We start from the raw sequence: 25,445 nt of genomic DNA, 5'->3' as shown, positions 1-25,445 counted from the left end.
CGTCCGTCGGGCGCCTTGATCCAGGTGGAAGTCGATTTCGTCCCCTGAACGAGGCCAACCTCGCGCAAATTGTAGCCGCGCCGCCGCGCCACGGTGATTTGGCCCAGAACCGTGGCGGCTAGCGGTTAGGACGCGGCCCTCTCAAGCCTGAAACAGGGGGTCGATTCCCCTAGGGAGCGCCATTTCTTTGCGGGCCAGGCGCCTTTTCCCCTCTCGTTCGATCGATTTGTTCCGTTCGCAGGGCTAGGTCCATGGCACCGGCGATCAACATCCGGGCAGATAACGGCACAGCAGACACGATCGAACGCCTGTGGGACCGGGTCGGCGCGTTCGAGATCGCCCCGTCAATGCACGCGCTCGCCTATCGGACGCATTTTACGTTCGCGATCCACGACGAAGGAGCGATCGACGAACAGACCGCATGGGATGCGATGCTCAAGGCGGTTGCCGGTCAAACGCCGTTGCGGATCGAGTTCAGACGCATTCGCTGGTTCGAAGGCACCAGTGCCACGATGACGCGATCGCGTTTGCACGGTCGTTCGACAGAAGAATTGAAGTACTGTTCGATGTGGCGGGCTGCGTCGCTTTTCCGCCGGTGCGGATCATCTCCGAGCAGAGATTGTCGCCATAGCTCGTTGGCGCGCGATCGAGCGTTCGCTCTGCGACAGATGAAAGCAAGCCCCTCCGGAACGAGCGTCTAAAGATTACGTCTCACGCTTTCGAGAAATTGTTCTTTCTCGCCGGGTGCGTAACCTTGGGAAGCTCCGAAATACGGTTCATTGAAGTTATTGTATGGCGTTGCCCGGTAGCGGATCGGCGGCCGAGGCGGCGGGTAGATCATGCCCTGTTTGGGATGAACAATAGCGTGCCGCCGGTGTGCGGGATGCGGCGTGGCCGCGTTCGCGGACCCGCACAGGGTGACCAGAAAGATCAAGGCCAAAATAGAACGCATCGCTTCGCGGCGGACAGTGTTTGACCGATTTAGTTCCCGATGATGCACCTAGCGTGCTGCCAAAGGTCCTCGTTCCATTGATCTATGTCAAATCGGCTTCAGGCCGCTCAATTTCCGATTGGGGTTAGTGCTGCGCGAGCTTGGAGGACGAGCGACATGCGGGTCCTTAGAACGATCTGGTGGATATGTGTGTTGCTTGGATTGCTGTGTGCCAGCGTTCCTTCACAGGCCCAGACAAACGATCAGCCAGTTCAAACGCCGAGTAGCACGCCCTCGCCGGTTCCGGAGCAGCCGGCGCTCAAGCCGGCCGAACTCGATGCACTGGTCGCACCGATTGCGTTGTATCCGGATACATTGTTGTCGAACGTTCTGATGGCAGCGACCTATCCGCTCGAGGTGGTACGGGCAGATCGCTGGATGAACCAGAACAAGGATATCAAGGGAGACGCCCTTAAGACCGCCGCGGAGAAACAGGACTGGGACGCGAGCGTCAAGGCGTTGGTCGCGACGCCCTCGGTTCTCAAGATGATGCACGAGCATCTCGAATGGACGCAAAAGCTCGGCGAGGCGTTTTTGGTGCAGCAGCAAGACGTGATGGATGCTGTGCAGCGGTTGCGTTCGAAGGCCTACGACAGGAAGAAGCTGGTCACGACGCAAGAGCAGAAGGTGACGGTGAGGGAGGAGCAGAACCGGCAGTTCATCTATATTGAACCCGCATCGGCGGACAGCATCTACGTTCCCTACTACGAACCGCAGGTGGTCTTCGGCGATTGGCCTTACTCCGATTATCCTGCTTATCCCTATTATTGGGGCTATCCCGGCTACATCGGCGCCGGCATCATCGCGACCGGCGTGGCCTTCGGTGCGGCCTACGCACTGGGGCGATGGGCCACTGGCGGCTACTGGGGCGGTGGCGGATGGTGGGGCGGCAGTCGGGTCAACTGGGGTGGCGGCGCTATCGACATCAATCGCGGTGCTCGCGTCGAACACTGGCAGCACGACGCAAGGCATCGACAGGGTGCGCGCTACAACAATGCGAACCTGCAACAGCGGTTTGGCAATGCCAATCAACGGCCAGGAGGCAACCGGCAAGGATTAGGCGCCGGCGCCAATCGTCCGAACGCGGGCGACCGGGCCCAACGCGCCGATCGCGGCCGAGCGACAAACAGGCAGGCAGGCGCTGGTAGAACGGCCGGCAATCGCCAGGCGCGTAACCGCTCGACGGCGGCCAGGAGCGCAAGGTCCGGTGGTCGCGCGGCGCACCGCGGCGCCTCCAGAGCTGCGCATTTCAGGCCTGCGGCAGGTCGCGGCGGCGCAGCGCGGTTCGCTGGCGGAGGGCATCGAGCCGCGGCATTCCGCGGCGGAGGCGGGGGCTTCCGCGGTGGTGGAGGATTTCGCGGTGGCGGCGGCGGTTTTCGGGGCGGCGGTGGTGGAGGGTTTCGAGGTGGCGGCGGCCGTGGCGGTGGGCGCCGGTCCGATATCTATCTCAAGCACGATGTGGAACTCCTCGGTCGGCTCGACAACGGTCTTGGCTATTACCGCTTCGCATACAACGGCGGTAACAAGGTGTACGTCGGCGTGATCGCGCAGGAGGTGCAAGCGGTGAGACCAGACGCGGTCACGCGTGGTGACGACGGCTATCTGCGCGTCTTCTATGAGCGGCTCGGTCTCAAATTCCGGTCGTACGACAACTGGATCGCCTCCGGAGGCATGCTACCGAAGACCGCCGGGCCACCACGCTGAAAAGTCACGCTCGTGCCGATGGTCGCTGCGGCGCGCTCCAAGAGCGCGCGCTTTTCCGACATCCGCGCCGAGGTTGGAGACGTAGATCCGTCTTCACTCAGCCAAGACCCGGAGCAGATATCGGGACGAAAACCAATCGAGCGCATCAGGGGCGCACCGGGTTTTGAGAACAGTCAGAAGCGCGTCCGTATTTCTCAATCCGCGCTCTTTGACTTAGATCAACCTGTCGCTGGATGCGCAGGCTCGTTCTCTGTTCGGGGGCGCACGACATGAGCCTCAGGAGGTTGCAATGATGAAAGCAGCCGTCGCAGCGATCGCGCTTTTGACGACGACCTCGTCTCTTGCCTACGCAGCAGAGACGTCATCCACCGTCGGAGTGGTGCAGCCCAGCGCCGCCGACCAGAAAAGCTTGACGGATATGCGTGTCGGCATAGTCAAGGCCGCCTTGCAGTTGACGCCCGATCAGGAAAAATACTGGCCTGCCATCGAAGACGCCATCCGCGCCAGGGCGAAGAACCGGCAGGCTCGCTTGGACCGGATAGCCGAATTGCACGATAGCGCAACGGACGCTCTCCACCAGAGCAATCCAGTCGAGCTCATGCAGCGCAGAGCGGACCGGCTCATCCAGCGCGGGGGCGACCTCAAGAAGCTCGCCGATGCCTGGGAGCCGCTCTATAAGACGTTGAGCGAGGATCAGAAGACGAGGATGTCCTTCGTATCGTACGTCGTCATGCGCGGGATGCGCGATGTGATCGAGCACAGTCGCGAATCCGAAGAGGACGACGAGTAGCGACAGCAGCGTGGAGATACCGAAAGTTCGGCGGTCGCGGCCGCCGTCCTGCGGTTTTGGTCGGCATGGCTTCGTCCAGGCCGGCGTAGCGCCGCAGGACGCGGCCATGCGACTGGTTGCGCGCCAAGGGCGATGGTGATCGGCGTGCCCGAAGTCGCGAAGATGTGGGCCAATACCGCCGAGGGTTGGCAGACTTTGGGTTTGTCGCGTTTCGTAGAGGTTACGTCGCGCTGTCCAATTCGCGAACGGTCTGTCCACTTTCTGAACGGCGCACCCGACCGGCAATATTTGATTAGCCTTTCCGGCCTTAGCTGTTGCCATGGCGCCGATGCGAGATCACGGCGAGCCTCGATGCGATGTGTACGCGAAGGAAAGTTGTGGGAACCATAGTCAGATTCGAGAAGCGGCCGGCCATGTCAACGAAGCCGTCGCTTCAGTCCGCGAAGGTCGATCTTCAAGCGCTTGCGACGAATGCGGCCAGAATCGAGAGTGCGATGTCTGCCTGCACAGTCCTGCAGGGTTGCATCGGAAGCCTGCAACAGAGTCTGGACACGCTCGACGGATTGCAATCTGCACTGCTTGCCGCCGACGAGCAGCCGATCGATGTGCAATTGACGTCAATCAGGTCGGAGCTCGCCTTGCAGCTTTCGAGCATTGCCGAAATCTCGCGCACGCTGGATGACGCCGCCGAGCAGGCATCGGATATCGAATGCTCGCTTGGTCGCGCCGGACTCGCGCGGGGGTAAGCGACGACATAGCCTTCCGGAGTGTCGTTGCAGAAGGCGAACCGTGGAGCGCCTCCGAATTCCATCGGAGCCGCCGCACTTGACGGAACTCATCAGCCCGCAAGGGCACGCTTGGTGGTTTGGGACGGATAGACGCCAAAAGCCGCACGATGCTGCGCCGCGAAGCGGTCCATATGTGCAAAGCTCGAGCGGTTCATGGCTTCCGTTGCGGGCGAACCAAATCCGGATGCGATCGATCAAGGCCTCAGGGACGAGCTGCGATCAGGCTGCACGATGGAAGACGAGCGTAGCACATCTCGCCGGCTTCGAGCAGTCCTCCCGTCTGTTCAGGAGCCGCGATCACATCACGCATGCCAAGGAGATGCAGATCGAGCACTGGGCCATCATTCTCGATGGGACCTTATGGAGTTCAGACCCACTCACTGGTTTGAGGGCGGCCTCCATTTGCTCCGGGCGAAGCCCACGTCGAATGACGTGCTGATCCCCACACACTCCGCGTTCCGGCTGGCCCGAGCCATGTTATTCCTCCACCGCCAGCCCTTCCCCATGCACATACCACTCCGCGCGTGACGCCCACTGCACATGCCGGTCCGGCGTGGCGCCGAGCGGCTCGTCGAACGCCCCGGCGTGGATGATCGCCTCGCGTCCGCTGCGGGTGAGGTGCGGCATGGGGCTGCCGCAAATCTTGCAGAAGGCAGTGGCGAAGCTTCGCGCCGTCGGCAGGTCATAGCGTGCGACCGATGCTTCCCCGCGCAGCCATCGCAGTACGGAGGCCTTGACGATCACCTCGCAGGAATGCACTGACCCGGTTGCCTTCCGGCATCGCGAGCACTGGCAGTTCAGGAAGCGATCGAACGGACCTTCGACCTCGAAGGCGACTTCGCCGCAGAGACAGCTTCCCTTGAATGCAACCATTATGGTCCCCTTATTCTCATCCTAGCCCGCTTTGGCCGCGAATCCCTGCAGCGCATAGAGCCAACCCAGCAGCGTTGCGACCGACAGCAGCGTCGTGATCGAGACCGTGGCCGCGACCAGCGCATGCTCCACCTTGTAGGCGCCCGCCAGGATGTAGGCTGTCTTCGCCGTCGGCACGGCGGCGCAGATGACGGCGGCGATCGTGTAGAACGGATTGAGGCCTGATGCCACGCACAGTCCGTAGACGAGCAGCGGCATGAGCACGAGCTTGACGGCGGCGAGCACGAGCGACGCCTTCAGGTTCGCTCGTACGCCTTCGATCGAGAGGCCGAGCCCGATGGCGAAGAGCGCGCACGGCGTGAGCGCGGCCGCAAAAATATTCAGATAGGCCTTGAGCGGCGCAGGAATCGGCAGGCCTGTGATCGCCCAGGCAAGACCGACCAGGGTCGAGAGCACCATCGGGTTGAGCAGGATCTGCTTCACGAGCGTCGAGGGCGCCGCTGCGCCCGGGGCGGCGCGGCCGCTGCTTTCGAGAAGGATGACGGTCACCGGGAACATCACCGCCGCGACGAACACGGTCGCGATGGCGGCGGGCAGGACGGCCGGCTGTCCGTAGATCGAGTGCAGGACCGGCAGTGCCACGAAGCCGGTATTGGTCATCGCTGCGGTCATGCCCTGCATCGTGCTCGAGGCGAGGTCGCGGCCGAGGGCCACGCGAACAACGAGAAAGACCAGGGCGAAGCACAGCATCGATCCGCCGCCGAACGCAAACAGGAAGCGCCATTCCAGCAGGTTGCTCGCCGGCTCCTGCGCGATGGTGACGACCAGCAGCGCCGGCATCGCCACATTGTAGGCGAAATGCACCAGGCCGTCGGCCAGCGACCGCGAGATGTAGCCGAGCCAACCGGCGAGCCAGCCGGTGACGATGATGGCAAAGACGGGAAGGACGAGGCCGGCGACTTGCATCCTGGTTTCCCCCTCGGCTGATGCCCTGATCAGCTCCGTCATGTCACCTCGGGCATGCGACCCGGGGTTGTCTGGGCTATACTAGATCAGATTCCGGATCAGCTTCCAGGAAACCTCATGTGGGGTCCGCTCAGCCGGCGTGATGCGCTGTTGCAAACCGTGGGGCTTGCGGCTGCGAGCGTGGCCGCCGCCGTTCCCGTGCCCGGCCGCGCGGCATCGTCTATGGCGCTCAGTCGGGAGATCGACGCGGCCTTGTCGGCAAGCGTCGGCGTACAAAAGATTCCCGGCGTGGTGGCGATGGCCGCGAACGGACAGTCGGTGCTCTATGAGGGCGCTTTCGGCCTGCGCAACGGCGATGCGGCCTCGTGCATGTCGACCGACACGATCTTCCGCATCGCCTCGATGGTCAAATTGCTGACGACGGTTGCGGCGCTGCAACTGGTGGAGCTGGGCAGGCTGCATCTGGACGAGCCGGCCGCCAATATCGATCCGGCGCTGGCTGAAGTTCAGGTGCTCGCCGGTTTCGATGCGAAGGGCGCCCCGCAACTACATCCTCCCGAGAGGCCGTTGACGCTGCGCCAACTGTTATCGCACACCTCCGGCTTCAGCTATCTGCTCTGGGATCCGAAGGTTGCCCGCTATCTCAAGGCCGCGCGCGGCAAGCCGAAGCTGCCGCGCACGCCGCTGATGTTCGAACCCGGTGCAAGATGGGCTTATGGCGGCAGTCTCGATCGCGTCGGCCGGATGGTGGAGATCGCGAGCGGCCAGTCGCTCGAGCGCTATTTCCGCGACCACATCACGGGTCCGCTCGGCATGAACGACACCGTTGTATCGCTCGACGAGAAGCAGCGCGCGCGGGAGGCCAGCCTGTTCGTGCGCGATGCGGAAGGTAAGCTTCTGGGACAGCCGCTGGAAAAGCCGGGCGGCAGCAAGGTGTTTCTGGGGGGAGGCGGCATTTATTCCACGGCGTCCGATTACCTGAGCTTGCTACAGGCTCTGCTCAACGACGGAAGTCTCCGCGGGGCGTGTATCCTTCAGCCTGTGACGGTTGCGTTGATGTCCGAAAACCAGATCGGACATCTCGAGGCCGGCATCCTCAAGACGACCAACCCGGCGCTCTCGAACGACGTGAATTTCTTCCCGGGCAATCATCTGCGATGGGGGCTGGGCCACATGATCAATCTGGATCCCGTGCCCGATGGCCGCAGCGCCGGCAGCCTGACCTGGGCCGGCCTGTTCAACACCTATTACTGGATTGATCCATTGAAGCGCCTTGCCGGCGTCATCATGATGCAGATCCTGCCCTTCGCGGACCGCGAAGCGCTGAACGTCTATCGTGAGTTCGAGCACGGAGTTTACCGCGCGTTGCGGCAGTCCTGATCCGTCAGGATTGATTGCTCCAGGCAAGCGCCGAACAAAGGGGAAGCAGCTTGTCGCGAGTCAGCGGGGCGAGCATCACGGAGGGTGGGGCGGATGGATCGACCCAGAGGATTTCCTCGATCTCCGCTCCGGGCGTCACCGGGCGAGAGACATCTGCGCGGAAAATCTCTGCATCGACCTCTCGGCCAGGCTCGTTCGCAGCAGGGGCGGCGAACCTGCCGACATAGGAGAGCTCGTCTTTATCGACCTCGATTCCGAGCTCCTCGAACAATTCCCGCCTGAGTGCGGCCTCCGGTTGCTCGAGCGCCTCGATTTTTCCGCCCGGCTGCATGAACGCTCCGGTGGCGCGTTTCCTGACGAGCAACACGTATCCATCCTGCCTCTGGATAAGAGCCGCAGCGATCCGAATAGCATCCTGAGAATTCATCGATCTGCCCCGATTTGTCTGCGGAGATGTCTTCATAGCCGGAAGGCTGATTCCCGGGAAGCGGCCGATGTGGTGCATGCGGCGAAAAATTCAGGACGATACAAGTCACATGGGCACAGGTCAGATGGGTCTATGTGACCGCCGCGACGCTTGCGATAGACTGTGCCGACAGCGAGGCGCGTGCTTCCATCGATCCCTGTCCCGTCGCCGCTTCGATCCAAGGTGAACCATGTCATCAAGAATCCCACCTGCTCCCGCCGATGCAGCCTCACGCCGGGCGGCCAGGCCGACTGTCGTCTATCCCGCCGGTTCAATGCCGAAGCCGGATATGGCCGTTCTCGAAGCCGCGCGGCGGACGATGGTCAAGACGCAGGAGATCGTGGTGCCGCCGCGCGATGCGCGCGCGTTTCGCGTCTTGCGCGGCCAGTTCTTCCGTATCGTCAGCATCGAAGGTCCGCAGGTCGGCGACCTCAATCTCTGGAACGCTCACGATCTCTCCGAGCGCTTCTTCAGCGGCAAGACGCGCGCGCTTCACGCAACGCATGTCGGCACCGGCGACCGGCTCTGGAGCACCATGCCGCATCTGCGGCCGATGTCGACCATCAGCCACGACACGCTCGGCTGGTACGGTTTTGATGCGGACGGCGCCGGCATCCACGACGTGATCGGCACCCGCTGCGATCCCTACACGAAGCTGCTGCTGGGCGGCACGTCATATGACTTCTGCTGCCACTCCAACCTCTCGCGCGCGCTGGCGGCCGAATTGAAGACGGACGCGCGTGATGTCGAGCACCACGTCCACGACGTGCTCAATGTCTTCATGTGCACCGGCTTTACCGGGGATACGCACCAGTATTTCATGAAGGCCAGTCCCGTCCGTCCCGGCGACTTCATCGAGTTTTTCGCGGAGATCGATCTGCTCGGCGCGCTGTCGGCCTGCCCGGGCGGCGATTGCGGCGCGACCCATTCCAGCGACGTTGCGGCCTGTTATCCGCTCAAGATCGAGATCTTCGAGCCGGATCCGACGACACTGGGCAGCTGGAGCTGGCCGTTGCCGAATACCTACCATCGCGGCCATGGCAGCGATCGCTGAGTGCCGGGAACCAAAGCTACCGTCCGCGCGTCATTGACGGGTTCCCGTGGCTCCTGCCGGAGCCGGAGGCAACCAGAAGGGGGAGACCATGAGAGCGCTTTTCGTCACCGCTTTGCTGATCGCGACCGTTGCCGGCGTTGATCTTGCCCGCGCCGCCTATGGATGTGGCCCCGGCTGTCATCCCACCATCTCCGGGGCCTGTGTCGTCGATGGATGGGGAACTGGCGCGCGCGTGTGGAACGAGTGCCCAGCGGGGGCGCAGCCCCAGCCGCGCTGTCCTTCAGGCTACGTCTGGAGCCCGCGCAAACGCGCCTGCTTCCTCAGTTATTAGGCCCGTCACGTTTCGCAACGAAGGTTGGCATTCCCAAGCGCCAGCATTGATGGCGCAAGGTGGTCATGTGCTCTCTGACGAAGCAACGAGGACCGCGACCGATCGCGGGCCGACGCTGTACGAGCTGGAGATGTATGGCTGTGCGGCGATCTCCTCGACGATATCGTTCGGACTGTCCAGCGACGTATCCACCACGCGCTTCCAGATCGGTGACGTCGGGAGATTGAAGCTCAGCGGCTCCCAATACGCATTGAACATCGCAAAAATGTCGGCGCCGTCAGTCGATGCGCCGCGCAGATGCAGCGCCAGCGAGCGCGATCCGCTGCCAAGATCGGGATCGCCGTCGGTGCCGTGCCATGTGCAGTCGGCGCCCCATCCAGTGCTCCCAGCGATCACCGGATGGGCCTTGCGCAAGCCGATCATCATGCGGAAGAAGCGCAGCACATCGGCGTTGGTTTCGGTGAGGTCCCAGTCGAGCCAGGTGGTCTCGTTGTCCTGGTCGTAAACGTTCGCATTTCCGTTCTGGCTGTGCATGAACTCGTCGCCCGCAACGAACATCGGCACGCCGTTCGACAGCATCAGCAGGCAGCAGAAGTTCTTGATCTGCCGCTTCCTCAGCACGGCCACATCGGGAGGTACGTTATTCGTGCCCTCGTAGCCGCAGCCCCAGCTGCGCTGGTCGTCATTGGTGTAGCTGACGAGATCGCAGAGATTGAGCCCGTCATGGCAATCGACGAAGTTGATGCTCTGCGTACGCCGGTCGGCGTCAGCGAGCGTGTCCGGAAACAGGTCCGTGCTGCCGTAGAGGCGGGTCATGAGATCGGCGACCAGGCCGCCATCGCCCTTGACGAAGCCGCGGACGGTGCTGCGGAAATGATCGTTCCATTGGCACCATGACCGGCCCGGAAAGGCGCGGCCCATCTGGTAGCCGCCACCCGCGTCCCACGGTTCGGCGATCAGCCTGATATCGGCGAGATCATTGTCGCCGGAAATCTCCACGACGATCGGCGGATCCTCTGAATTGAGCGAGCCGTCCTCGTTGCGGGCGAAGATCGAGGCGAGGTCGAAGCGGAAGCCGTCGACACCGATTGACGTCGCCCAATATCTCAGGCTGTCGACGACCATCAGCCGCGGGGCCGGATGCGCGGTCCGCAAATCGTTGCCGCATCCGCTGAAATTGACGTAGCTGGATAGGTCGGTCGGCGACAACGCGTAGTAGGTCGAGTTGTCGATGCCGCGGAACGAGTATGTCGGCCCGCCATTGCCCATCTCCGCGGTGTGATTGTAGACGACGTCGAGCAGCACCTCGATACCCGCTCTGTGCAGTTCGTCGACCATGACGCGGAATTCACGAAGCGCGCCTTCTGGCGTGCCGGCCACGCTGTAGAGCGTGTGCGGCGAGAAGAAGTTGAGCGTCATGTAGCCCCAGTAATTGCTGGTCCCCGGCTCGAACTGGTGCACGGGCATCAGCTCGACGGCGGTGATGCCGAGTTCTTTGAGATACGGGATCTTTGCGACGATGCCGGCAAAGGTGCCGCGTTGCTCCTCGGCGACATTCGAATTGGCCCGCCGCGTGAAGCCGCGCACATGCATTTCGTAGATGATCAGCTCGTGGTCGTGGCGTGGCGCGGGCGAACGTTCCGGAGGCGGGGCTGTCGCGCCATCGGCGAGCAGGCCGAGCGGCGCCTTGCCCGCGTTCGATCCAGCCGCCGTCGCGGCATCGCGGCTGAAAGCGGGCGGAAAGAACACGCCTCTCGCATAGGGATCGAGCAGGATCTTGTCGCGATCGAAGCGCTGCCCGCTTCGGGGATCGAAAGGACCGTCGACCTGATAGGCATAATATTTGGCGTCGGCAATCGCTTCGGATGGCAGCCGCATATGCCAGACGCGGCCGGTCTTGTTGGCAGGAAACGAGAAGGGGAGAACGCGAAGCGGTGTCGCGAACTCGCCATCCCGATAGAGCAGGAGCGTGACCGCGGTCGCGTGCTTGGAATAGAGCGCGAAGTTGCAGCTCTGATCCGCCTCGTTGCGGGAACAACCAAGCGGCCAGGGCAAGCCCTCGCTGCCTTCCAGATCCGCCATGACGATCTCCAATACGCCCGCCCGCGCGCCATGCTCGCTCTCATCAAGATGGCGTCGTGCGGCGATAAGAGCCGACCAGAATGACAATGTCGAGACAGCGTGCTGCTCGCGTCGATCGCCCGAAGCATTGCCTCGGTGGCATGGCAGGCCGTTTCGTGTCATATTCGGAGCCAGGCGGCCGGTGCGCCTCGGCAGTTGCGGCGCCAATCAACCAACAAGCGCTGGAGGAGCGTTGGGGATGTCGAAGCGGACGACGGCCGCGGTCTGGGTGCGGAGCATCGCCGAAATGCTCGCCGCCGAGGGGCTGGATGTCGCGAGCCTGTTTGCAGCCGCCGGCATCGATCCGCAGGAACTGGAGGGCCTGAGCGCGCGGCTCGCCACCGAGAAGATCAGCCATCTCTGGGAGCTCGCGGTCGAACGTTCGAAAAATCCGGCGCTGTCGCTCGCGCAGCATCAGACGGCGCGGCCGGCGGCGTTCGACGTGGTCGGCTACACCATGATGTCCTGCGCCGATCTGCGCGGCGCCTTCGAGCGGCTGAACCGCTACCTGCTCATCCTCAGCGACGCGCTGACCATGAGCATGATGGAAGGGAACGATTGCTGTCGCATCGATTTCGTGCTGTTCGGCGGCAGCCGGCCGATCCCGCGTCAGCGGATCGAGTTCATTTTCGTCACCGTGATCGGCTTCTGCCGCTGGATCGCGCGCAGCGACGTCAATCCGCGCGCCATCGCGCTGACCTATCCCGCGCCCGCGGATGTGTCGCCCTATCACGCCGCCTTTTGATGCCCGGTGACCTTCAACGCCGAGCGCAACAGCGTGATGTTCGCGCGCAGCGATATGAGCCTCGCGTTGCCGACCTTCAATCCGCAACTCGGCGAGCTCCACGAGCGTTATGCCGGCGAATATCTGCGTCACTTCGATCACGCACTGACCAGCTTTCGGGTTCGCGAGGCGATCGTGCGGCGGCTTCCCGACGGCGAGCCGAGACGGGACGAGGTTGCCGTCGAGCTCTGCATGAGCGAGCGCACCCTGCAGCGTCGGCTGGAAGAGGAAGCGACCTCGTTCGTGCAGCTTCTGGACGACACGCGGCGGGAACTGGCGGATCAGTATCTCGGCCGCCTGCATCTGTCGCTCGGGCAGGCAGCCTATCTGCTCGGCTTCGCCGACCAGAGCAGCTTTTTCCGGGCTTGCCGGCGCTGGTTCAAGGCCTCGCCGGGGGAATATCGCAATCGCCTGCTGCAGGGGGTGCCGGCGACTTAGCGATGCAGGCGGCACCGGGACCCGAATGCTTAAATCTTTGCTAAGCGGTTCGGGATAAATTGGCATTTCACCATTCTGCCAATTCACGCGAGCACCAAGATGTTTTCCCGCATCAGTTTCAAGCTTGTCCTGATCGTTACCATCGGCCTTCTCGGCATGATCGTGCTGGCGCCGATCGCGCTTTATACCATGCGAGCACAGATGGTTGCGGACCGCCAGGCCAAGACCCGGCAGATGGTCGACGTCGGCTATGGCATCCTGTCGCATTACCAGAAGCTCGAGAGCGAGGGGAAGCTGACGCGCGAGCAGGCGCAGGCGGCCGCTCAGGCCGAGATCAAGAGCCTGCGCTACGACAAGGTCGAGTATTTCTGGATCAACGACATGACCCCCAAGATGGTCATGCATCCGATCAAGCCCGAGCTCGACGGCAAGGATCTCTCCGGCATGAAGGATCCTACCGGTAATGCGTTCTTCATGGGGTTCGTCGATGTCGTGAACAAGCAGGGCGCGGGCTTCTACGGCTATCTCTGGCCCAAACCGGGCTTCGACCAGCCGGTATCAAAAATCTCCTTCGTCAAGGGTTTTGCCCCCTGGGGCTGGATGATCGGCACGGGCATCTATCTCGATGACGTCGATGCCGTGTTCCGCCAGACCGCCATGACGTTCGGCTGGATGTGCCTCGCCGTGCTTGCACTGGTGCTTCTTGCCTCCTTCCTGATCGGCCGCAGCGTCACCGGGCCGCTCGCGAACATCACGGCGCTCACTGAGCGGCTCGCCTCCGGCGACAGCGCATTCGATGTGCCCTATACGAGCCGCCGTGGTGAAGTCGGCGGTTTGGCGAAGGCGCTCGCCGTGTTCAAGGACAATGCCGCGGCCGTGCACCAGATGCACGCCGAGCAACAGGAGCTGAAGCAGAAGTCGGACGCCGAGAAGCGCAAGGTGATGGTCGATCTCGCCGGCAAGTTCGAGGCCAGCGTGCAGGCCGTGGTCCGCGAGGTCTTCAGCGAAGCGCAACGGATGCAGCAGGCCGCGCAAGGCATGTCGGAAACCGCCGACAAGGCGAGCGCGCGCGCGAGCATCGTCGCCGATGCCTGCCAGCAGGCTTCGAGCAATGTGCAGACGGTGGCCTCCGCCGCCGGCGAGCTATCGTCGTCAATATCAGAGATCAGTCAGCGTGTCGCGCAGGCCGCGCAAGTCGCCGACAAGGCGGCGGCTGATGGCCAGCGCACCAATGAGACCGTGCAGGGGCTGGCTCAGGCGGCCCACAAGATCGGCGAGGTCATCGACCTCATCAACCAGATCGCCTCGCAGACGAACCTGCTCGCGCTGAATGCCACCATCGAGGCGGCGCGCGCCGGCGAAGCCGGCAAGGGCTTTGCCGTCGTCGCAAGCGAGGTGAAGTCGCTGGCGAGTCAGACCGCGAAAGCAACCGATGAGATCGGTGCGCAGATCTCGGCGATCCAGGCCGAGACCGATCAGGTCGTCGGCAACATCCAGAGCATCCGCGCCACCATCATGGAGGTCAACGAGATCTCTTCCTCGATCGCGGCGGCGGTGGAACAGCAGGGCGCCGCGACGCAAGCGATTGCTCGCAGCGTGCAGGACGCTGCGTCCGGCACCAACCAGGTCTCGCAAAACATCTCCGGGGTCACGGAGGCAACCTCCGAGACCGGCCATGCCGCAGGCCAAGTGCTGCAATCGAGCGGCCGGCTGACGCAGAAGCTGCAGGCGCTGCAGCACGAGGTGACGACCTTCGTCGCCGGCGTACGGGCGGCGTAGGGCTCAACCGTCACCATCACCGCGAGGTGGCCACGAAGCGGCCGTCGAAGAGCGACGGCATGGCTAAACGCAAACGGATTTATTCCGCGTCGCGGCACCCGTGCGTGTTGCCGTGCGCGCTACCCTTGACTCCACCCCCGCTTGTCGTTGAGGTCCTTCCATGCCCGCTGCAAATAGGCGGTGCACGGAGGCCCGCTCAATGTCGTTTCGAAAGCTCCTGATCGCCAATCGCGGCGAGATCGCCATCCGCATCGCGCGGGCCGCTGCGGATGCCGGTATTGCGACAGTGGCGATCTATCCGGCGGATGATGCGCTGTCGCTGCACGGCCGCATCGCCGATGAGGCGATCGAAATTCCCGGCCGCGGCGCGCGGGCCTATCTCGACATCGAAGGCGTGGTGAAGACGGCAAAGGAAGCAGGCTGCGACGCAGTGCATCCCGGCTATGGCTTCCTCAGCGAGAACGCGGACTTCGCCAAGGCCTGCGCGGCCGAGGGCATCGCCTTCGTCGGGCCGAAGGTGGCCGCGCTCGAGCTGTTCGGCGACAAGGTCGCCGCGCGGCAGCTTGCAAAACGTTGCGGCGTGCCGATCATCGCCGGCACCAGCGGGCCGTCCTCGCTTGGCGAGATCCAGGCGTTCTTCGACTCGCTCGGCAAGTCCGCCGCGATCGTGATCAAGGCGATGGCCGGCGGCGGCGGCCGCGGCATGCGTGTCGTCGAGAAGGCTGCGGACCTGGTGGAAGCTTATGCGCGCTGCCAGTCGGAGGCGAAAGCGGCCTTCGGCTTTGACGGCGTCTATGCCGAGCGCCTGATCCGCAAGGCGCGGCACATCGAGGTGCAGATCATCGGCGACCATCATGGTGCGATCAGCCATCTCTGGGAGCGCGAATGCACCGTCCAGCGCCGGCACCAGAAGCTGATCGAGGTAGCGCCCAGCCCCTCGCTCAGCGACGGCTTGCGCGGCCGCATGATCGAGGCGGCGAAGCAGCTTGCCTCGCACGCGGCCTACGACAATCTCGGTACCTTCGAGTTCCTGGTCGATGGCGCCACCGAAGACGGCTTCGCCTTCATCGAGGCCAATCCGCGGCTTCAGGTCGAGCACACCGTGACGGAGGAGGTGCTCGGCATCGATCTCGTGCGGGCCCAGCTTGCGGTCGCCTCCGGCGCCTCGCTCGCTTCGCTGGGTCTCGACCAGGCTTCGATCCCGAAGCCGCGCGGCCACGCCATGCAGCTCCGTATCAACATGGAGACGCTGGACGAGACCGGCGCGACGCACCCGACCGGCGGCGTGCTCGCGGTGTTCGAGCCGCCCTCGGGCCCCGGGGTGCGCGTCGATAGCTTTGGCTATGCCGGCTACAAGACCAGCGCCGCCTTCGACTCACTGCTTGCGAAGGTCGTCGTCCATACGTTGGGTGAGGCTTGGCACGATGTGGTCGCCAAGGCTTCGCGAAGCTTGCGCGAGTTCCGCATCGATGGCGTCGTCACCAACATCCCCTTCCTCCAGGCCGTGCTCGCTCATCCCGACTTCAGGACCAATCGTATCGCGACCGACTTCATCGATCGCAATGTTGCCAAGCTCGTGGAGGCGGCCGACGGTGCGGCGCGGCCGCTGTTCTTTGCACCGACTGACAAGTCCGGCGAACACGCGGCGCAAACCCACGTGGCGCAGGAGGTGCCGGAGGGAACGGTGATGGTCGCGGCGCCCTTGCAGGGCACCGTCGTGACGATCCAGGTCAAAGAGGGTGAGGTCGTGCGGCCCGGCCAGCAGCTCGCGGTGATCGAATCCATGAAGATGGAGCACCTGGTAATGGCCGAGCAGGGCGGCCGGGTCATGAGGCTCGTGGCCGGCGACGGAGTCACGCTGCTGCATGGCGAGCCGATCCTCTATCTCGAGCCGCTCGACGTCGCGGCCGACAGCGCTGCCAAGGAAGCCGAGATCGATCTCGATCACATCCGCCCCGATCTCGCCGAGATGTTGTCGCGCCAGGCCAACACGCGCGACGAAAATCGCCCGGCGTCCGTGGAGCGCCGCCGCAACACCAATCAGCGCACCGCGCGCGAAAACGTTGCGCAGCTCGTCGACGACGGCTCTTTCATGGAATATGGCAGCCTTGCCATCGCCGCGCAGCGCCGCCGCCGCAAGCTCGACGATCTCATCAAGAACACGCCGGCGGACGGTCTCATTACCGGCGTCGCCACGGTCAATGCGGACAAGTTCGGCTCCGATGCTGCGCGCTGCATGGTGGTCGCCTACGACTACACCGTGCTTGCCGGTACGCAGGGCCACATGAACCACAAGAAGATCGACCGCATGCTGACGCTGGCCGAGCAATGGCGGATGCCGCTGGTGTTTTACGCCGAAGGCGGCGGCGGCCGGCCCGGCGACACCGACCGACTCGGCATGACCGGTCTCGATGGCCCGTCGTTCCTGCAATTCGCCAAGCTCTCCGGCCTCGTGCCGGTCGTGGGCGTCGTCTCCGGCTATTGTTTTGCGGGCAATGCGGCGATGCTCGGCTGCTGCGACGTGATCATCGCGACCAAGAATGCCTCGATCGGCATGGGCGGTCCGGCCATGATCGAAGGCGGCGGTCTCGGCGTCTATCATCCCGCCGAGGTTGGTCCGGTCTCGTTCCAGTCCCCGAACGGAGTCATCGACATCCTCGTCGAGGACGAGGAGGAGGCGACGCGGGTTGCGCAGAAATACCTGTCCTATTTCCAGGGCGCGGTGAGCGAGTGGCAGGCGGCCGATCAGCGCCTCCTGCGCCGTGCGATCCCCGAGAACCGGCTGCGCGTTTACGACATCCGCAGCGTGATCGATCTCATCGCAGACCGGAACTCCGTGCTCGAGCTCCGCCGCGACTATGGCGTCGGCATGATCACCGCCTTCATCCGCATCGAAGGCAAGCCGTTCGGCCTGATCGCCAACAATCCCCGCCATCTCGGCGGCGCGATCGATGCGGATGCCGGCGACAAGGCGGCGCGCTTCCTCCAGCTCTGTGACGCCTTCGATATCCCGGTCGTCTCGCTCTGCGATACGCCCGGCTTCATGGTCGGCCCGGAAGCGGAGAAGACCGCGATCGTGCGCCATGTCTCGCGCATGTTCGTCACGGGTGCGAGCCTCGCCGTGCCGCTGTTCGGCATCGTCCTGCGCAAAGGCTATGGCCTTGGCGCACAGTCGATGATCGGCGGCGGCTTCCACGCCTCCTTCTTTACCGCGGCGTGGCCGACCGGCGAGTTCGGCGGCATGGGTCTCGAAGGCTATGTGCGGCTCGGCTTCCGCAAGGAGATGGAGGCGATCGCCGATCCGGTCGAGCGCGAGACCTATTATCGCAACAAGGTCGCCGAGCTCTACGCCAACGGCAAGGCCGTCTCGATCGCGTCGGTGTTCGAGATCGACAACGTCATCGATCCCGCCGAGACGCGGCGCTGGATCATGGCGGGCCTGCGCTCCGTGCCGAAGCCGCCCGAGCGCACGACCAAGAAGCGCCCCTGCATCGACGCGTGGTGAGCAGGCGCAGCAACGGCAGCGCACCGGTTCCCGATTGACATCCCCGCCCGGACTGCGAGACTTCGCCCAATAATACAGGGTGGAGACGTCTGCGATGGCCAGCCTCTCGGCCTCGAACCATGTCGCCCGTGTGCTGTCCGTCGCCACTCACGCGGCCGATGTCGACGCGGAGTCGCGGATCGCAAGTTCCTGGCGGCGCTGCCTGATCAACCACAAGCTCGATCCCGCGCGCCAGGGCCCGCCGCAGACGCTTACGGAAGCCGAGGTTCGGCATGTCACCGAGCCGATGGAGCAGCTGATCCGGCTGGCGACGCCGGAGCTGGAGGATCTTGCCCGCGTGCTGCGCGAGGCCGGCTATTGCGTCAACCTCGCCGATCCCAATGCCACCATGCTCTGGAGCCGGCTGCCGGGTGAGGCCGACACCGAGGTGTTTTTGCGCTGGAAGGTCTATACCGGCTCGAATTTTTCCGAGGCCTGTGAGGGCACCAATGGCCTCGGCACGGCGCTTGCCGAAGAGAAGTCGATCCTGGTGCATCGCGACGAGCATTTTCGCGCGCAATGGAGCATTTTCTCCTGCGCGGTGACCCCGCTCTTCGACGAGACCGGCCGACTGGCAGGCGCGGTGAACATCACCTCCTGTCGCGATGATCTGAGCCGGACGGCTCATCAGCTCGCGCTCGCGGTCAGCATGGAGGCGACGCGCCGCATCGAAGGCGCGATTTTCCGCAACCATTTCCGCAATGCCTGGATTGCGACCGTGCCTGGTGACGGCGGCAGCGGATTGATCGCCTATGACGACGACCGCCGCATCGTCGGCGCCTGCCGCGCGGCGCGCGCGATGCTGGGGCTGACCGACGGCCTGATCGCATCCGGCATCGATCTATCGCGCTACATCAAATTCGACGCGGCGCGCGCGGCGGACGAGATCGTCGGACTGCGTCGCGCCGATGGCCGTCCGCTCGGGCAGGGGCATGTGGCGGCGCCGCTGCGCGCAAGACCCGGCCGTCAGCCGGTTGCACGTCGCGAGGCTCCCGCCGGCCGGCTCGATGGCCTCGACAGGCTTGCCGGCAGCGACCCGGTGCTGCTCAAAAGCGTGAAGCGACTGAAACGCATCGGCGACCACAATCTGCCGATCCTGTTGCACGGCGAGACCGGCGTCGGCAAGGATGCCTTTGCGCGCGCGATCCATGCCGCAAGCAGCCGCGCGCGCAGCAATTACGTCGCGCTGAATTGCGCGGCCATGCCGGAGAGCCTGATCGATGCCGAGCTGTTCGGCTATGAGGCCGGCGCCTTCACCGGCGCGCGGCGCGACGGCTCGAAAGGGCTGATCGTGCAGGCCGACGGCGGCACGCTGTTCCTGGACGAGATCGGCGACATGCCGATCGCGCTGCAGACCCGGCTGTTGCGCGTGCTGGAGAACCGCGAGGTCTGGCCGCTCGGCGCGCTGAAGCCCACGGCCGTCGACATCCGCCTGATCAGCGCCACTCATCGCGATCTCGGCCGCATGGCGGAGGAGGGCATCTTCCGCGCCGATCTCTATTTCCGCCTGCGCGGCCTGGAGATTCGGTTGCCGGCCTTGCGCGAGCGCGCCGACAGGGCGGATGTGATCAGGGATATCGCGGCCGAGGAGGCGCCGGGCTGCAGGGTCTCGGCCGCAGCCTGGTCGGCGCTATCAGCCTATCCCTTCCCGGGCAATATGCGTCAGCTTCGTCATGTGCTGCGGCTTGCCGGCTGCACCGCCGAGAACGATGTCATCGACGATACCGATCTCGATCTGCCGCCGTTCGGCGGTCGCGCCGCCGAGCCCAGTCTCGCGAGCGCCGAACGTGCGACCATCATGGACGCGCTGCGCAAGCACGGCGGCCGGGTCGCCGAAGCCGCCAAAGCACTCCACCTCAGCCGCGCCACGCTCTATCGCAAGATCAAGCAGTTGAAGATCGACACGGCCCAGTAACGCGAATAGTGGGCGCTCGCTCGATGTGCCCTCCCGCCTTGCGGGAGAGGGCAGCGACGCTGGTAGACCCGATCTCGCCGGAGTGAGGGGTCTCTTACCGCGAACTCACCTCGCCATTGGTGCACGCAGATGCAACCCCTCATCCGGCGCTTCGCGCCACCTTCTCCCGCAAGGGAAGAAGGGAAGGCAGAAAGGTGGCCCTACGAAAAGTCGCTCCAGCTCAGATGCCGCGCATCGAGATCGCCGAGCGTGACGGCATCGCGGATCTCCTGTGGCGTATGAAAGGCGCTCCTCAGATATACGAGCGGAACGGCCAGCGCCGAATGTGTGACGCTGCGTACTTCGCCGACAAAAATCGAATGCGTCCGCGTCTCGAACTCCTGCGTCAGCACGCAGTCGAATGCGGCGACCGCATCTACCAGAACCGGGACGCCAGTGACACCTTGCGTCCATTGTCCGAACGCAAAGCGGTCGTCGCCATTGACGCCCTTCTGTCCGCTGAAGGTCAGCGCCAGCAGTGCGTGGTCCTCGCTGAGGAAGTTGACCGCGAACGCGCCGTCCTCGCGGATGCGCGTGTGGGCGCTGGCATTGCGGTTGACGCAGGCGATCAGCGACGGCGGATTGTCCGACAGCGAGCAGGCCGAGGTCACGGTCAGTCCGGTGCGCTTGCCGTTGTCGGTGCCGACCGTCACCAGCGCAACCGCGCCGGCGCATTGCCGCATCGCCAGCTTGAAGTCCTTTGCATCGATGGTCACGCGCGGTCTCCACGAATGATTGCGGGTGCGGGATGGTCGTCCCCGCACCCGCGTGTCGTTAGGCCGCCCTGCGCGCGCTGCCGAGATGCTTCAACCGCGGCATCACTTCGTTCTTCAGCAGCGCCAGCGAATGATGCCAGGCTTCCGGCTTGTGCTTGTAGTCGAAGCCGAACACGAGCAGTACGCCGAAGCCGCCGACTTCCTCGTAGATCTTCTCGATCTTTTCGGCCACCGTGGACGGCGAGCCGACGACCCAGTTGCGCTTGGCGCAATATTCGACGGTGACGTCGCTGTCGGGAACGTCGGGTGCGTGCTTCAGATAGTCCTTGAAGCCGAAATGGCCGAGCAGCGGCAGGAAATACTCGCTCATCATCCGGCCCATCATGTCGCCGGCCGAGAGCTTCCACGCCTCCTCGTCGGTGTCGGCGACGAACACCTCGCGCACCAGCCGCCAATCGCTGCGGTTCGGCTTGCGTCCGGTCTTGGCGGCGCCGACCTCCACGGAATCCCAATGGCTGCCGACATAGGCCGGATTGAGATTGAGGCTCATCGGGATGAAGCCGCGCTCGCCGGCAAGCTTCAGCGTGTCCGAGTTCTTCGAGAGTCCCGCAACGCCGATCGGCGGATGCGGCGCCTGCACCGGCTTGATGTGGGGTTTGAGGAAATCGAACATCGTGTCCGGCTTGGTCACCGTCCAGTATTTGCCCTTGTGGGTGAAGGGGGCGGGCTCGGTCCAGAGTTTGAGGATGATCTCCAGCGCCTCGCGCGTCATCTCGCGATTCTGTCCGCTCATGCCATCGACGTTGAACATCGCCCAGTCGCTCGGCAACCCCGAGGCAGCGACGCCGAAGTTCAGCCGTCCTTCCGCGAGGTGATCGAGCATCGCGACGCGATTGGCGAGCTCGGCCGGATGGTGATAAGGCAGCAGGAAACCGCCCGGTCCGATGCGGATGTTCTTGGTCTGCAACAGCGCCTGCGCGATCAGAAGGTCGGGCGTGGGATTGGGCTCCCAGGGCGCGGTGTGATGCTCGCCGATCCAGGCCTCCTGATAGCCGAGCTCGTCGAGCCAGCGCATGGTCTGGAGGTCCCAGTCGTTTCCTTCCTTCAAGCCGCACTCCGGCGGATGCGAAGGCATCGTGAAATAGCCGATCTCCATGGTGTTTCCTCGTTACGTTGTTGACGCGTCTTGGGCTGCGCGGTTCCGGTAAATGAGCAAGTGGTGTGCCAGCGATGCGAGCACACGGCCGGGCGAGAAAGGGCTGGTTTGCGCGCGGAATAATCGATATCTGGGGTCGGACGCAGGAGCGGGCGTCTCATTGTCGCGAGACGGCGTCTCCGCGGTGAGACAAGGCGGCCGTGATGTCGGGACCGGACGATCAAATCAGGGGACTTGAGGTATCATGACGGAAGCTGCCTATGTCGCGGTGGATTGGGGCACCACGAGCTTCCGGCTTTGGCTGATCGAGCGTGACGGCCGGGTTCTGGCGGAGCGCCGCAGCGGCGAAGGCATGATGGCGGCGGCCAAGACCGGCTTTGCCGCCGTGCTGCAATCGCATCTGGATGCGGTCGGTGCGGGAAGCGAGCTTCCCGTGCTGATCTGCGGCATGGCCGGGGCTCGCCAGGGCTGGGTTGAAGCCGGCTATGTCGATACCCCGGCGCCGCTCGCTGCGATCCTCGCGCGCGCGGTTTCGGTCGCCGGGCAGTCGCGCGACATCCGCATTCTGCCCGGAATTGCGCAGCGCGACGCCGGCGCGCCGGATGTCATGCGGGGTGAGGAGACCCAGTTGCTCGGCGCGCTTGGTCTCGACCCGGCCGGCGAGGCGCTGGTCTGCATGCCCGGCACGCATTCGAAATGGGTCAGTGTCAGCGGCGGAACGGTAGCGCGCTTTGCCACCTTCATGACGGGCGAGCTCTTCAGCGTCGTCTCGCGCGAGACGATCCTCTCGCACGCGGTCACCGGTGCCGATGACGCGGAAGACCGTGAGGCGTTCAGGTCAGCGGTTGCGGCTGGGTTCAAGACCCCGGCATCCGCAGCCAACCTCCTGTTCCAGGTCCGCTCGCGGCAGCTCCTGTTCGGTGGCACGCCGGCCGCGGCGCGCGAAACCATCTCGGGCACCCTGATCGGAATCGAACTCGCGGCGGGGCTCGCGCATGGCCGGCCGCAGAACAGTATCAAACTGGTTGCATCAGGGCGGCTCGAGATGCTGTATCGGCTGGCGTTTGAAACACTCGCGGTTGCGGTCGAGCCGATCGACGCCGACGAGGCGGTGCGCCGCGGCCTTGCAATGGCGGCGCGCGCCATCTGGACGAGATAGAGGGATCCTTCGCATGAGCGTGCCATTTCCGACCATGAAGCGTCCGCTGGTCGCAATCCTGCGCGGCGTGAAGCCTGACGAGGCCGACGGTATCGTCAGCGTGCTGATCGAAGCCGGCATGACTGCGATCGAGATTCCCCTGAACTCGCCCGATCCGTTCCGCTCGATCGAGATCGCGGTCAAGCGCGCACCCGCGAGCGTGCTGGTCGGCGCCGGTACGGTGCTCACGACCGCCGACGTCGACCGGCTGAATGACGCCGGCGGCAAGCTGCTGGTGGCTCCGAATGTCGACACCCAGGTCATTGCGCGTGCGCACCAGCACGGCATGGTGACGATGCCCGGCGTGTTCTCGCCGACCGAAGCCTTGCTTGCCGCGAGGGCCGGCGCCTCGGGCCTGAAGTTCTTTCCGGCAAACGTGCTTGGCGCGGCAGGCATTGCCGCGATCCGCGCCGTGCTGCCGCCTGATGCCATGATCGCCGCGGTCGGCGGCGTCTCCGACCAGAACTTTGCCGAATACATCAAAAGCGGGGTCCGCGCCTTTGGACTCGGCGGCAGCCTCTACAAGCCGGGCATGACGGTGGCCGATGTGGCCGCGCGCGCCAGCGCGACGATTACGGCCTACGATCTCGCGATCGGGAGTGTGTGAAAGCGGCGCGTCTCAGCTTCGTTTTACCGACGGCCACACCAGCCGCTCATGCCGGCGCGCAAAGCGCTGCCAGTGCAGCACCGCGCCGACCAGCAGGGCAGGCACGAAGCCGAGGATGATCAGGAAGTTCGGCAGCGGCATCGGCGAGATGAACTCGATAGCGATATCCGAGATCAGCCACAGCGCGGCGAACAGCACGGCAAAGTCTGTTCGCGGAAAGCGCAGGTAGTAGAAGATCGCGGTGATGATCACCGCAGGCCCGATCGCGACGCCGATCATGATCGCGGTCAGCTCTTTCGGCGTCAGCGCGTCCAGCACCATCGAGGCCAATAGCCATATGGCGGCGAACATGGCGATGATGTCGATCGGGTGCCGCACTGCGGTTCCTCTCGTGGAGTCCGCGTCATCGTTGTGGCGCTTGCGCCGGGCGTCAAGCCCCTAATGCGGTTATTCCTCGTCGTTTCCAGGCGTCGGCCGCAGCATGAAATGGCCGAAGGCGGATGCGATCGGCTTGTCCGGGGCGTCCTGCCAGGCCTTTGCCTCGAACGCCACGATGCGCCGACCCTGCTTGACGATCGAGACGTTGGCAAAGCTGTCGAGCGCGCGGCCGGAACGCAAATAGTTAATGGTCAGCCCGATCGGCTTGGGCGGCGCGGCGATACCGAGCTCGCGCGTCACGCCGACGATGGCCGTTGTCTCCAGGAATGCGCCGGTCATGCCGCCATGGATCGCGGGCAGGATCGGGTTGCCGATGATCCTTGGCGAGAACGGCATCATCAGCGTGCCGTCGTCCTGGATGCGGATGCCGAGGCAGCGCGCGAACGGGCTGTTGGCGAAGGGACCTGACGGATCTTCCGGCGCCTCCAGCGTCGGGATGCTGAGCGGGTCGGTCGCGCGGTCGGCAAGCATGTTGGTGCGGTTGGCGCCGATCATGAAGCACGCGGTGGCGGTTGCAACCGGGTCGCCCTCCGACTCCTGGTAGGCCGTCGAGCGCACGAACGCGATCGAGCGCGTGGTGCGATAGCAGATCGAGTGCGCTCTGATGTCGAGGCCGGGCGTGGCCGGCTTCTGGTAGTCGATGCGCAGATCCAGGGTTGCGATCGCGCGCGTGCCGTCGAGCGCGAGCTGCACCGCCATGCCGCAACTCTCGTCCAGCATCGCGGTGACGACGCCGCCATGCAACACGCCGGTTTCGGTGTCGCCGACGAAGACGGGGCGATAGGGCAGGCTCGACCAGGCCTCACCAGGCGCTACGCGATCGAGCCTGAGTCCACTGATGTAGCCATAGTCGGAGCGGCGGCCCTTGATGGCCTCGGCGAGCGCGTCAAACGGGAGCGTCGTAGCTTGCGATCTGGACATGGTCACCTTTTAGACCGTTGTCGCGGTCCACGCAAAAATCTCATGCACCATTCGGGGCTCGACAGGCGAGCGCGAAGCAACGATGCTGCGGCACCATCTGTTTTGAGAACGACGAGGAACCCATGGCAAACCCTGACGCGCCGACGACGAATCCGGGGGGCGTGACGATTTCGACAGGAAGTGCCGAGCGGGCGCCGTTCATCTATTTCGACGGCGTGTCCTGCTTCGGCCATCACAACGGCGCGATCCAGATCGAGCTCGCGGCGAACCTGTTGATGCCGGTCGGCCCGGGCGTGCGGGTCGACGTGATCCAGACCGGACACATTCGCTGCAGTCCGGCCGCGGCCATCGCCCTGCGCGAGGCGATCGACAAGGCGCTCGCCATGATGCAGCAAGGCCAGCAGCAGCCGATGGAGACGATTCCAGCGATGAAGAATTGAGGTCGA

The 25,445-nt window shown here is 64.3% G+C and carries 23 protein-coding genes; 15 read left to right on the top strand and 8 right to left on the bottom strand.

Going from position 1 to position 25,445, the window contains the following annotated elements; translation table 11 throughout:
- Nucleotides 1-251 precede the first annotated feature (251 nt).
- The 4 genes from ACV1FX_RS28960 to ACV1FX_RS28945 all read left to right on the top strand — a co-directional run bounded on the left by ACV1FX_RS28960 (nt 252) and on the right by ACV1FX_RS28945 (nt 4,231).
- Nucleotides 252-701, top strand: a complete 450-nt coding sequence (locus ACV1FX_RS28960; protein ID WP_473120971.1) for a 2'-5' RNA ligase family protein — start codon at nt 252-254, stop codon at nt 699-701.
- A gap of 407 nt (nt 702-1,108) precedes the next feature.
- Nucleotides 1,109-2,695, top strand: coding sequence for a DUF3300 domain-containing protein (locus ACV1FX_RS28955; protein ID WP_473120970.1), 1,587 nt, complete (start codon nt 1,109-1,111; stop codon nt 2,693-2,695).
- A gap of 289 nt (nt 2,696-2,984) precedes the next feature.
- Entirely contained in the window at nt 2,985-3,485 is a 501-nt protein-coding gene (locus ACV1FX_RS28950) for a Spy/CpxP family protein refolding chaperone (RefSeq protein ID WP_473120969.1), read from the top strand.
- A gap of 413 nt (nt 3,486-3,898) precedes the next feature.
- On the top strand, nt 3,899-4,231 hold the full coding sequence (locus ACV1FX_RS28945; protein WP_473120968.1) for a hypothetical protein: 333 nt from the start codon (nt 3,899-3,901) through the stop codon (nt 4,229-4,231).
- A 519-nt stretch (nt 4,232-4,750) separates the two neighbouring features.
- Here ACV1FX_RS28945 and ACV1FX_RS28940 read toward each other — a convergent pair.
- The gene (locus tag ACV1FX_RS28940) at nt 4,751-5,146 is read right to left on the bottom strand and encodes a GFA family protein (RefSeq protein WP_473120967.1); all 396 of its coding nucleotides are present in this window, start codon (nt 5,144-5,146) and stop codon (nt 4,751-4,753) included.
- Nucleotides 5,147-5,167: 21 nt separating this feature from the next.
- Nucleotides 5,168-6,112, bottom strand: a complete 945-nt coding sequence (locus tag ACV1FX_RS28935; protein WP_473120966.1) for an AEC family transporter — start codon at nt 6,110-6,112, stop codon at nt 5,168-5,170.
- Between the two features lie 117 nt (nt 6,113-6,229).
- Here ACV1FX_RS28935 and ACV1FX_RS28930 point away from each other — a divergent pair, with 117 nt between their 5' ends.
- A complete protein-coding gene (locus tag ACV1FX_RS28930; RefSeq protein ID WP_473120965.1) occupies nt 6,230-7,492 on the top strand; it encodes a serine hydrolase domain-containing protein in 1,263 nt (420 codons plus the stop codon).
- Nucleotides 7,493-7,496: 4 nt separating this feature from the next.
- Here the strand turns inward: ACV1FX_RS28930 and ACV1FX_RS28925 are convergent, their stop codons facing one another.
- Nucleotides 7,497-7,997, bottom strand: coding sequence for an NUDIX hydrolase (locus ACV1FX_RS28925; protein ID WP_473120964.1), 501 nt, complete (start codon nt 7,995-7,997; stop codon nt 7,497-7,499).
- A 151-nt stretch (nt 7,998-8,148) separates the two neighbouring features.
- Here ACV1FX_RS28925 and ACV1FX_RS28920 point away from each other — a divergent pair, with 151 nt between their 5' ends.
- Nucleotides 8,149-9,012 (top strand): urea carboxylase-associated family protein, encoded by an 864-nt coding sequence (locus ACV1FX_RS28920; protein WP_473120963.1) that lies wholly within the window; start codon nt 8,149-8,151, stop codon nt 9,010-9,012.
- An 88-nt stretch (nt 9,013-9,100) separates the two neighbouring features.
- A complete protein-coding gene (locus ACV1FX_RS28915; protein ID WP_473120962.1) occupies nt 9,101-9,343 on the top strand; it encodes a GCG_CRPN prefix-to-repeats domain-containing protein in 243 nt (80 codons plus the stop codon).
- Between the two features lie 63 nt (nt 9,344-9,406).
- On the opposite strand, the gene ACV1FX_RS28910 is transcribed toward ACV1FX_RS28915, so the two are convergent.
- Nucleotides 9,407-11,425 (bottom strand): glycogen debranching protein, encoded by a 2,019-nt coding sequence (locus ACV1FX_RS28910; RefSeq protein WP_473120961.1) that lies wholly within the window; start codon nt 11,423-11,425, stop codon nt 9,407-9,409.
- Nucleotides 11,426-11,663: 238 nt separating this feature from the next.
- Here ACV1FX_RS28910 and ACV1FX_RS28905 point away from each other — a divergent pair, with 238 nt between their 5' ends.
- From ACV1FX_RS28905 to ACV1FX_RS28885, 5 genes are all read left to right on the top strand, one after another.
- Nucleotides 11,664-12,209, top strand: a complete 546-nt coding sequence (locus tag ACV1FX_RS28905) for an AraC family transcriptional regulator (RefSeq protein ID WP_473120960.1) — start codon at nt 11,664-11,666, stop codon at nt 12,207-12,209.
- Between the two features lie 6 nt (nt 12,210-12,215).
- Nucleotides 12,216-12,686: a helix-turn-helix transcriptional regulator gene (locus ACV1FX_RS28900; RefSeq protein WP_473120959.1), complete on the top strand. Its 471-nt coding sequence runs from the start codon at nt 12,216-12,218 to the stop codon at nt 12,684-12,686.
- Nucleotides 12,687-12,785: 99 nt separating this feature from the next.
- A complete protein-coding gene (locus tag ACV1FX_RS28895) occupies nt 12,786-14,465 on the top strand; it encodes a methyl-accepting chemotaxis protein (RefSeq protein ID WP_473120958.1) in 1,680 nt (559 codons plus the stop codon).
- 199 nt (nt 14,466-14,664) lie between these two features.
- Entirely contained in the window at nt 14,665-17,970 is a 3,306-nt protein-coding gene (locus tag ACV1FX_RS28890) for a carboxyl transferase domain-containing protein (protein WP_473120957.1), read from the top strand.
- A gap of 94 nt (nt 17,971-18,064) precedes the next feature.
- Entirely contained in the window at nt 18,065-19,924 is a 1,860-nt protein-coding gene (locus ACV1FX_RS28885; RefSeq protein ID WP_473120956.1) for a sigma-54-dependent Fis family transcriptional regulator, read from the top strand.
- Nucleotides 19,925-20,124: 200 nt separating this feature from the next.
- Here the strand turns inward: ACV1FX_RS28885 and ACV1FX_RS28880 are convergent, their stop codons facing one another.
- Together ACV1FX_RS28880 and ACV1FX_RS28875 are read right to left on the bottom strand one after the other, a co-directional pair.
- A complete protein-coding gene (locus tag ACV1FX_RS28880) occupies nt 20,125-20,679 on the bottom strand; it encodes a flavin reductase family protein (RefSeq protein WP_473120955.1) in 555 nt (184 codons plus the stop codon).
- A gap of 58 nt (nt 20,680-20,737) precedes the next feature.
- Complete coding sequence (locus ACV1FX_RS28875; protein ID WP_473120954.1) at nt 20,738-21,835, bottom strand: LLM class flavin-dependent oxidoreductase; 1,098 nt, start codon at nt 21,833-21,835, stop codon at nt 20,738-20,740.
- Between the two features lie 244 nt (nt 21,836-22,079).
- Between ACV1FX_RS28875 and ACV1FX_RS28870 the strand changes: the two genes are divergently transcribed.
- Together ACV1FX_RS28870 and ACV1FX_RS28865 are read left to right on the top strand one after the other, a co-directional pair.
- Nucleotides 22,080-22,994, top strand: coding sequence for a 2-dehydro-3-deoxygalactonokinase (locus ACV1FX_RS28870; RefSeq protein WP_473120953.1), 915 nt, complete (start codon nt 22,080-22,082; stop codon nt 22,992-22,994).
- A 13-nt stretch (nt 22,995-23,007) separates the two neighbouring features.
- Complete coding sequence (locus ACV1FX_RS28865; protein WP_473120952.1) at nt 23,008-23,640, top strand: 2-dehydro-3-deoxy-6-phosphogalactonate aldolase; 633 nt, start codon at nt 23,008-23,010, stop codon at nt 23,638-23,640.
- 12 nt (nt 23,641-23,652) lie between these two features.
- Here ACV1FX_RS28865 and ACV1FX_RS28860 read toward each other — a convergent pair whose 3' ends face one another.
- Nucleotides 23,653-24,018 (bottom strand): hypothetical protein, encoded by a 366-nt coding sequence (locus ACV1FX_RS28860; RefSeq protein WP_473120951.1) that lies wholly within the window; start codon nt 24,016-24,018, stop codon nt 23,653-23,655.
- A gap of 69 nt (nt 24,019-24,087) precedes the next feature.
- Nucleotides 24,088-24,999: a PaaI family thioesterase gene (locus tag ACV1FX_RS28855; protein WP_473120950.1), complete on the bottom strand. Its 912-nt coding sequence runs from the start codon at nt 24,997-24,999 to the stop codon at nt 24,088-24,090.
- 122 nt (nt 25,000-25,121) lie between these two features.
- On the opposite strand from ACV1FX_RS28855, the gene ACV1FX_RS28850 reads away from it, so the two are divergent.
- On the top strand, nt 25,122-25,439 hold the full coding sequence (locus tag ACV1FX_RS28850; protein ID WP_473120949.1) for a hypothetical protein: 318 nt from the start codon (nt 25,122-25,124) through the stop codon (nt 25,437-25,439).
- Nucleotides 25,440-25,445 lie beyond the last annotated feature (6 nt).

It is taken from the genome of Bradyrhizobium ingae, assembly GCF_055791185.1.
Note: the sequence above shows the minus strand (reverse complement) of the source record. Positions and strands in the feature narration are given on the sequence as shown.

What these genes read in the sequence shown, in the direction of transcription:
- ACV1FX_RS28960 (WP_473120971.1), top strand. Translation starts at nt 252, where the DNA reads ATGGCACCGGCGATCAACATCCGGGCAGATAACGGCACAGCAGACACG.
- ACV1FX_RS28955 (WP_473120970.1), top strand. Translation starts at nt 1,109, where the DNA reads ATGCGGGTCCTTAGAACGATCTGGTGGATATGTGTGTTGCTTGGATTG.
- ACV1FX_RS28950 (WP_473120969.1), top strand. Translation starts at nt 2,985, where the DNA reads ATGATGAAAGCAGCCGTCGCAGCGATCGCGCTTTTGACGACGACCTCG.
- ACV1FX_RS28945 (WP_473120968.1), top strand. Translation starts at nt 3,899, where the DNA reads ATGTCAACGAAGCCGTCGCTTCAGTCCGCGAAGGTCGATCTTCAAGCG.
- ACV1FX_RS28940 (WP_473120967.1), bottom strand. Translation starts at nt 5,146, where the DNA reads ATGGTTGCATTCAAGGGAAGCTGTCTCTGCGGCGAAGTCGCCTTCGAG.
- ACV1FX_RS28935 (WP_473120966.1), bottom strand. Translation starts at nt 6,112, where the DNA reads ATGCAAGTCGCCGGCCTCGTCCTTCCCGTCTTTGCCATCATCGTCACC.
- ACV1FX_RS28930 (WP_473120965.1), top strand. Translation starts at nt 6,230, where the DNA reads ATGTGGGGTCCGCTCAGCCGGCGTGATGCGCTGTTGCAAACCGTGGGG.
- ACV1FX_RS28925 (WP_473120964.1), bottom strand. Translation starts at nt 7,997, where the DNA reads ATGCACCACATCGGCCGCTTCCCGGGAATCAGCCTTCCGGCTATGAAG.
- ACV1FX_RS28920 (WP_473120963.1), top strand. Translation starts at nt 8,149, where the DNA reads ATGTCATCAAGAATCCCACCTGCTCCCGCCGATGCAGCCTCACGCCGG.
- ACV1FX_RS28915 (WP_473120962.1), top strand. Translation starts at nt 9,101, where the DNA reads ATGAGAGCGCTTTTCGTCACCGCTTTGCTGATCGCGACCGTTGCCGGC.
- ACV1FX_RS28910 (WP_473120961.1), bottom strand. Translation starts at nt 11,425, where the DNA reads ATGGCGGATCTGGAAGGCAGCGAGGGCTTGCCCTGGCCGCTTGGTTGT.
- ACV1FX_RS28905 (WP_473120960.1), top strand. Translation starts at nt 11,664, where the DNA reads ATGTCGAAGCGGACGACGGCCGCGGTCTGGGTGCGGAGCATCGCCGAA.
- ACV1FX_RS28895 (WP_473120958.1), top strand. Translation starts at nt 12,786, where the DNA reads ATGTTTTCCCGCATCAGTTTCAAGCTTGTCCTGATCGTTACCATCGGC.
- ACV1FX_RS28890 (WP_473120957.1), top strand. Translation starts at nt 14,665, where the DNA reads ATGTCGTTTCGAAAGCTCCTGATCGCCAATCGCGGCGAGATCGCCATC.
- ACV1FX_RS28885 (WP_473120956.1), top strand. Translation starts at nt 18,065, where the DNA reads ATGGCCAGCCTCTCGGCCTCGAACCATGTCGCCCGTGTGCTGTCCGTC.
- ACV1FX_RS28875 (WP_473120954.1), bottom strand. Translation starts at nt 21,835, where the DNA reads ATGGAGATCGGCTATTTCACGATGCCTTCGCATCCGCCGGAGTGCGGC.
- ACV1FX_RS28870 (WP_473120953.1), top strand. Translation starts at nt 22,080, where the DNA reads ATGACGGAAGCTGCCTATGTCGCGGTGGATTGGGGCACCACGAGCTTC.
- ACV1FX_RS28865 (WP_473120952.1), top strand. Translation starts at nt 23,008, where the DNA reads ATGAGCGTGCCATTTCCGACCATGAAGCGTCCGCTGGTCGCAATCCTG.
- ACV1FX_RS28855 (WP_473120950.1), bottom strand. Translation starts at nt 24,999, where the DNA reads ATGTCCAGATCGCAAGCTACGACGCTCCCGTTTGACGCGCTCGCCGAG.
- ACV1FX_RS28850 (WP_473120949.1), top strand. Translation starts at nt 25,122, where the DNA reads ATGGCAAACCCTGACGCGCCGACGACGAATCCGGGGGGCGTGACGATT.